6 protein-coding genes and 1 pseudogene are annotated in these 6,688 nt (G+C 65.4%); 2 read left to right on the forward strand and 5 right to left on the reverse strand.

The window, feature by feature from the left end:
- Window positions 1-151 (forward strand): annotated as a pseudogene (locus tag C446_RS15420) (transcriptional regulator); the annotation flags it as partial.
- On the forward strand, window positions 148-444 hold the full coding sequence (locus tag C446_RS15425) for a DUF7521 family protein (protein WP_006674062.1): 297 nt from the start codon (window positions 148-150) through the stop codon (window positions 442-444). The pseudogene C446_RS15420 and the gene C446_RS15425, both read left to right, overlap by 4 nt.
- 158 nt (window positions 445-602) lie before the next feature.
- Here the strand turns inward: C446_RS15425 and C446_RS15430 are convergent, their stop codons facing one another.
- The 5 genes from C446_RS15430 to C446_RS15450 form a co-directional block, all read right to left on the reverse strand.
- Window positions 603-1,772, reverse strand: coding sequence for a multicopper oxidase domain-containing protein (locus C446_RS15430; protein ID WP_006674063.1), 1,170 nt, complete (start codon window positions 1,770-1,772; stop codon window positions 603-605).
- A 201-nt stretch (window positions 1,773-1,973) separates the two neighbouring features.
- Window positions 1,974-3,440 (reverse strand): dihydrolipoyl dehydrogenase, encoded by a 1,467-nt coding sequence (gene lpdA, locus C446_RS15435; protein ID WP_006674064.1) that lies wholly within the window; start codon window positions 3,438-3,440, stop codon window positions 1,974-1,976.
- Window positions 3,441-3,496: 56 nt separating this feature from the next.
- Window positions 3,497-5,098, reverse strand: coding sequence for a 2-oxo acid dehydrogenase subunit E2 (locus C446_RS15440; protein ID WP_006674065.1), 1,602 nt, complete (start codon window positions 5,096-5,098; stop codon window positions 3,497-3,499).
- Window position 5,099: 1 nt separating this feature from the next.
- Window positions 5,100-6,143 carry an alpha-ketoacid dehydrogenase subunit beta gene (locus C446_RS15445; RefSeq protein WP_006674066.1) on the reverse strand — a complete coding sequence of 348 codons (1,044 nt, stop codon included), beginning with the start codon at window positions 6,141-6,143 and terminating at the stop codon, window positions 5,100-5,102.
- A gap of 3 nt (window positions 6,144-6,146) precedes the next feature.
- The coding region (locus tag C446_RS15450; protein ID WP_006674067.1) for a thiamine pyrophosphate-dependent dehydrogenase E1 component subunit alpha at window positions 6,147-6,688 on the reverse strand (542 nt) is incomplete at its 5' end.

Raw genomic sequence — 6,688 nt, forward strand, 5'->3', positions numbered from 1 at the left:
CCACCACGCGAGTAAGTATGCGGTGGCGTTCGAAGAGATTTCACTCTCTCTGGACGAGGATCGCGAGTTGGCGGTCGAAATCGAGCGGCCGGCACGGACGGCGGACGAACGGCTCGCGGAGCTGTGGTCGGAGGTGCGAAAGGAAACATGAGTCCGTACGAGACCGGCGGCATGGAAATCGCGCTCGCGCTCGCGGTCGTCAAGACGCTCGTGCTCATCGTGGGAGGCGTTATCACGTACTTCGCGTACAAGGCGTATCGGCGAACCAGACAGCAGGCGCTTGGCTTGCTCGCGCTCGGGTTTGGGCTCGTGACGCTCGGGCTCGTGTTGGCCGGCATGCTCTACGAGTTGCTCGGAGTATCGCTCCCACTGGGGATCTTGCTCGAGAGTCTGCTGGTGCTTGCAGGCTTTATCGTGATCGCGTATTCGCTGTACGTCCAGTAATGGTGGACACTCCGGGAGTTCCCCCGGAGCCTGTAGCCTCGAGCGATGGGCTCGGTCTCTCCTTCGGTCACTGTCTGTTGGTACGGTGTACTGGCCGTCAGTTCCGGTACAACCCCTTCAGGTCGCGGTTCCACGGGACATCGGTAGGAGAATCCGTATCAGCCGTCGAAGCCGGCGTCGGCCATGATTTCGCCGAACTCCTCGGTTTCCATCGCGTCCTCGTAGACGATTGCTGTCGCCATCCCGCCGGGATACTGTCCCTCGGTCGTCACGTGGTGGACCTTGTGACAGTGAGCCGGGTAGATCCCCGGGTCGGCGTCTGCCTCGATCTCGAGGGTGTACCGTTCCGCGGGGCCGATGTTGATCACGTCTTCCTCGTACTGGGCGTCTTCTGGGATCGGAGAACCGTCTTTCTCGATGACTGTAAAGCGGTGTCCGTGGGTGTGGAAGGGGTGTGACTCGTACCCGTTGTTCGCGACGTGGAGGTGCATCGTCTCTCCCCGAGAGACGACCAGCGGCGTTCCGAGTTCTGGGTGGAACGTCGTCGGCGCGCTGCGGCCGTTGAGCGTGTAGGCGTCCGACGACCGTTCGGTCGGGGTGTAGTCAGTGTCGCCGCCGGCTTCACGGTCGTGAAGTCGCGTGTCCCAGTCCCGGAGCGTGAAGAAGTACTCGCGGTCGGGGGGCTCGTAGTCTTCGGGATCGACACGTAGGATGCCGTACATCCCCATGTCGAGGTGGTTGTGGGTCTGGTAGTGACAGTGATAGACGTGGGTTCCCGGGACGTCACCCTCGAGGACGTAAGTGTGGCTCTCGCCGGCGTCGACACGGTCGCGGTTGGTGACCGGTGCACCGTCGTCGTCCCACGACTTCCCGACCGCGTGGACGTGGACGGTGTGGGGACGGTCGTGATCGCTATTGTCGTAGGTGAGTTCGAACGTTTCGCCTTCCGGCATACGATAGATCGGGCCGGGAACCGATGGTGCCAGGTCGTCGGCTTGCCAGGCCCACACTTCGGGGAGTTCGACGGGACCGCCCGCGGCTTCCTCCGTGACGAGCTCGTGGCGAGCGGGGACGGTTCGGAGCGTCGACTCGTACCCCTGTTCTGACACGTCGACGATCCGTGGCGGTTCCGTGTACTCGTAGTCCGTCAGGGGTGTGTTCCTGTCGTCGTTGTCGTCGTCAGTGTCGGCATCACCGGCGGTCGGGTCCGACTCCGAGTCGTCGCCGGAGAGCGTCGAGAGACAGCCGGCGAGCGCGCCGAGGGCACTCGTGCCGGCGATCGAAAGGACGGTCCGCCGACGTAGGTCGGGGGAATGGGGGGAGGTCATCAGTACGAGCGAGAGTTGTGGCCGCCCAATGAAGGGTTGTTAAGTAGATTCTTACCGGCCGGGAACCCGTCCGAACACGATCGGTCAAGACCCTCCGAAGGTAATAGGAAGGGAATGGGTCGGCCACAGCGACGGATCGAGTGAAGCGAGGGGAACCGAGTGAACGGGCAAAAAAGAGCGAGTCGCCCGTCGCTCGGGTGTTCAGCGATTCAACGTGTGGATCGCGTGTCCGAGCGCGTTCTCGGCGGCCTCCATGACGGACTCCGACAGCGTCGGGTGGGCGTGAACCGTCGACGCGACGTCTTCGAGCGTCGCGCCGAGTTCGATCGCGAGGCCGAGCTCGCCGATCAGTTCGGAGGCCTCGGGGCCGACGATACCGGCTCCGAGAACGTAGCCGTCCTCTTTTTCGGCGACGATCTTGACGAAGCCCTCGGAGTCACCGGTCGTCAGCGCACGGCCGCTCGCGCGGAACGGGAACTCGCCGACTACCGTCTCGAAGCCGGCCTCTTCGGCCTCGGCTTCGGTCATCCCGATCGTCGCGATTTCGGGATCGGTAAAGACGACTGCGGGCATCGCCTGGTGGTCGATCGCGGCGGGTTCGCCGGCGATGACTTCCGCGGCGACCTGCCCCTCGGCGCTGCCCTTGTGTGCGAGCATCGGCTCGCCGGCCACGTCGCCGACCGCGAAGATGTGGTCGACGTTCGTGCGGGCGCGGGAGTCACTTTCGATGAATCCGCGATCGTCGGTCTCGACGCCCGCCGCCTCGAGATCGAGCGTATCCGAGACGGGTTCGCGCCCGACGGCAACCAGTACTTTCTCGGCGTCGAGTTCGAGGGACTCGGACTCGACTGGCTCGGCTTCAGCGCCACCGTCGGCGGCGATGTCTTCGGCGGGATCGGCGACGACGCGGATGCCGTCAGCCGTGTCCTCCCACTCCGAAGCGGTGTAGCCGAACTCGAACTCGATGCCGAGGTCGTCGGCTCGCTGCTTGACCGGGCGTTTGAGATCGTCGTCGTAGCCGGGCAGGATCGAATCGAGCATCTCGATCACCGTCACGTCGGTTCCCAGCTTGGCGAAGACGCTGGCAAGCTCCATCCCGATGTAGCCCGCGCCGACGACGACCAGCGATTCCGGCACGGAGTCGAGGTCGAGCGCCTGTTTCGAACTCAGGACGGGCTCGTCCTCGTAGGAGAAGTTCGGGATCTCGATCGGCCGCGAGCCGGTCGCGACGATCGCGTGTTCGAACTCGAGGGTCTCCGAGCCCTGCCCGTCCCCGCTGTGGGAGATGCGAGCGGTGTTCTCGTCGTCGAACGTGACGGTTCCCTCGAGGAGGTTGACGCCGTTTGCCTTGCAGAGCTTCTCGACGCCGCCGGTCAGTTGATCGACGACGTCGTCCTTCCAGCCGATCATGCCGGCCATGTCGACTGCCGGATCGGCGTGGATTCCCATCTCCTCGGCGTGGCTGGCCTCGTGGGCGACGTCGGTCGCCGTGATCAGTGCCTTCGAGGGGATACAGCCGTAGTTCAGGCAGGTCCCGCCGTAGGCGTCTTTCTCGACGAGCGTCACGTCCAGATCGAGCTGTCCGGCCCGGATCGCGGCCACGTAGCCGGCCGGCCCCGCGCCGACGACCAGTACGTCCGTCCCGGTAGTGACATCTCCGACGACCATCTATTTCCCCTCCGTTACGTGCGGTGTCAGTGTGGATTGCATAGTGGGTCTCATCGTCACTCGAGCAGTAGTAGGTTCGGATTCTCGAGGTACTCCATGACGGTGTTCGTGAACTGCGCGCCGACAGCGCCGTCGATCAGCCGGTGGTCGAACGACAGCGACAGGGTCATCACCGAACGGGGTTCGATGCGTTCCTCGCCGTCGTCTTCGACGACGCGGGGTTTGCGCTTGATCTCGCCGACCGCGAGGATGCCCGACTCGGGATAGTTCAGGATCGGCGTGGCGTACTCGCCGCCGATACCGCCGATGTTGGTGACCGTGAACGTCGATCCCTGGAGTTCGTCGGGACTGATCGAGCGCCCGCGGGCGCGTTCGACGAGTTCGTTCATCTCCGAGGAGAGCTGGAGTAGCCCCTTGCCGTCGGCGTCCTCGAGGACGGGGACCATCAGCCCTACGTCCGTAGCGGTGGCGATCCCGACGTTGTGGTAGTCGCGGTAGACGATCTCCTCGTTTGCCTCGTCGATGACCGCGTTCATCTCGGGGTACTCTTTCAGCGCCGCGACGACGGCCTTCACGATGAAGGGCATGTAGGTCAGTCGGATACCCTTCTCCTCGGCGCGGGGCTTGAGCTCCTCGCGAGCCTCGACGAGTTCGGTCACGTCGACCTCGTCGTGGTGGGTGACGTGTGGGGCGCTGTACTTCGACTCGACCATCGCGTCGGCGATGCGCTTGCGGACGCCGCCGAAGTCCTCACGGCGCTCGCGTTCGCCGGGTGCGAACGTCTCCTCGCTGCCGACGGACTGGCCGGCTGCGACGGCCTCGCGGTCGGCCTTCTGGGCACGCTGTTGGGCCTCGGCGTACTCGCGGATGTCCTCGGGGGTGACAAACGCCTCGCCGTCGCGCTGTTCGCTCGCCGGCACGGCATCGAGGTCGACGCCTTCCTCGTCGGCGATGCGGCGGGTTGCGGGCGCAGCGAGGGTGCGGTCGCGATCGGCCGATTCGATGTTGGCAGGCGGTTTGGTCCGAGTCGCCCCGGTCGACGCCGCCTCGGCGCTCGAGGTCGCGTCGGCACTGGTCGTCGACTCGCCGGCAGTCTCGTCACCTCCTGCGGAGGTTTCGCTTTCGGAACCAGCGTCTCCTGCAGGCTGGGGCGCGGTGCCGGCCGCGGCCGTTACGTCCGCTGCGGTGATCCGACCGCCGGGGCCCGACCCCTCGAGGGCGGTGAGATCGACGCCCTCTTCGCGGGCCAGGCGGCGGATTCGAGGCGGTGCGAAGACGCGGTCGGTCGGCGTGGCGACCTCGTCGGTGTCGCCGCCGGTCGCGCCGGGGCTGCCGGCGGGTTCGGCCTCCGTCCCGGCGTCTGGTTCGGTTGCCTCGGTGTCCGCCTCGGCCTCGGCTTCGGCTTCGGCTTCGCTCTCGCCCTCGACCTCGAACGTAATGAAGACGTCACCGACAGGGATGATATCTCCTTCTTCGTAGTGGCGTTCGGCGACGGTACCGTCGACCGGCGCTGGCACGTCCACGAGGGCCTTGTCGGTCTCGACCTCCGCGACGGGCTGATCCTCGCTGACGGTGTCGCCTTCCGCGACCAGCCACGAGACCAGTTCGCCCTCGGCGACGCCCTCGCCGACGTCCGGAAGTTGGAACTCGCGTACCATGTTAGAACCCCATCGTCTCCCGAATGCCCGACTCGATACGAGCCGCTTCGGGCAGGTAGTAGTCCTCGAGCGCGTACAGCGGGAACGGCGTGTCGAAGCCGGTGATGCGCTCGACCGGTGCTTCCTGGTACAGCAGGGACTGCTCCTGGATCGTCGCGGCGATCTCCGCGCCGAGCCCGCCCGTCTTGGGTGCCTCGTGGACGACCGCCGCGCGGCCGGTCTTCTCGAAGGACTCGACGATGGCGTCCTCGTCCAGCGGTGACAACGTCCGCAAGTCGACGACCTCGACGTCGATTTCGCCCTCGAGGTTGTCCGCGGCCTCGATCGTCGGTCGCGTCATCGCACCCCACGTGAATACGGAGATGTCCGACCCCTCGCGGCGGACGGCTGCCTCGCCGAGGGGAACCTCGTAGGACTCCTCGGGAACTTCCTCGCGGAACGCTCGGTAGATGAGCTTCGGCTCGAGGAAGACAACCGGGTCCGGCGAGCGGATCGCGCTTGTCAGTAGTCCCTTCGTGTCGTACGGCGTGGACGGAATGACGACCTTCAGTCCAGGCTGGTGGGCGAACATCGCCTCCGAGGACTCGGAGTGGTGTTCGGGTGCCCGGATGCCGCCGCCGTATGGCGCACGGATGACCATCGGGCACGTGTATCGGCCGCGCGAGCGCGTTCGCAGGCGCGCGGCGTGAGAGACGACCTGGTCGAACCCGGGATAGATGAACCCGAGGAACTGGATTTCGGGGACTGGCCGCATCCCGTAGGCGGCCATCCCGATGGCCGTTCCGATGATACCGGATTCGGCAAGCGGCGTGTCGATGACTCGCTGGTCGCCGAACTCCTCGTACAGCCCTTCGGTAGCGCGGAAGACACCGCCGTTCTCGCCGACATCCTCGCCCATGACGACGACATCGTCGTCGCGTTGCATCTCGGTGTAGAGACCGTCCCGAACCGCCTGGACGAGCGTGAGGTTCTCGGAGTCGACCGCCTCGACATCGGGCTCTGACTGTACGTCCGTCTCCGTGTCGGAATCTGCGTGCGTAGCCATACGTTATCCCTCCAGCAGTGCGTCGTCGCCGTGTTCCTCGCGGATCGATTCGAAGTACTCGAGTTGGCGCTGGAGCCGCTTGGGCATGCCCTCGTAGACGTGGGCGAAAATCTCCTCCGGGTCGGGGCGCTCGACGACCTCAGCCGCGTCGATGGCGTCGGCGACCGACTCCTCGATCCGGTTCTCGATCGCGTCGACGCGCTCGTCGTCCAAGATTCCGTTGTTCCGCAGGAACGTCTCCATCCGCGGGATGGGGTCTTTCTGTTTCCAGCGTTCGACTTCGTCGTCGTCGCGATAGACCGACGGATCGTCGGCAGTCGTGTGTGCGCCAAAGCGGTACTGCACCGCCTCGATCAGCGTCGGACGAAGCTCGTCCTCGCCGGGGTTTTTGGCCTTCTCGACGGCCTCACGAGTGACCTTGTACACTGCCAGCGGATCCATTCCGTCGACCTGGACCCCCTCGAAGCCGTAGGCAGTGGCCTTCTGGGCCAGCGTCTCGCTTGCGGTCTGGCGCTCACGCGGGACCGAAATCGCCCACTGATTGT

The sequence above is a fragment of the Halobiforma nitratireducens JCM 10879 genome, assembly GCF_000337895.1.
Classification (GTDB): domain Archaea; phylum Halobacteriota; class Halobacteria; order Halobacteriales; family Natrialbaceae; genus Natronobacterium; species Natronobacterium nitratireducens.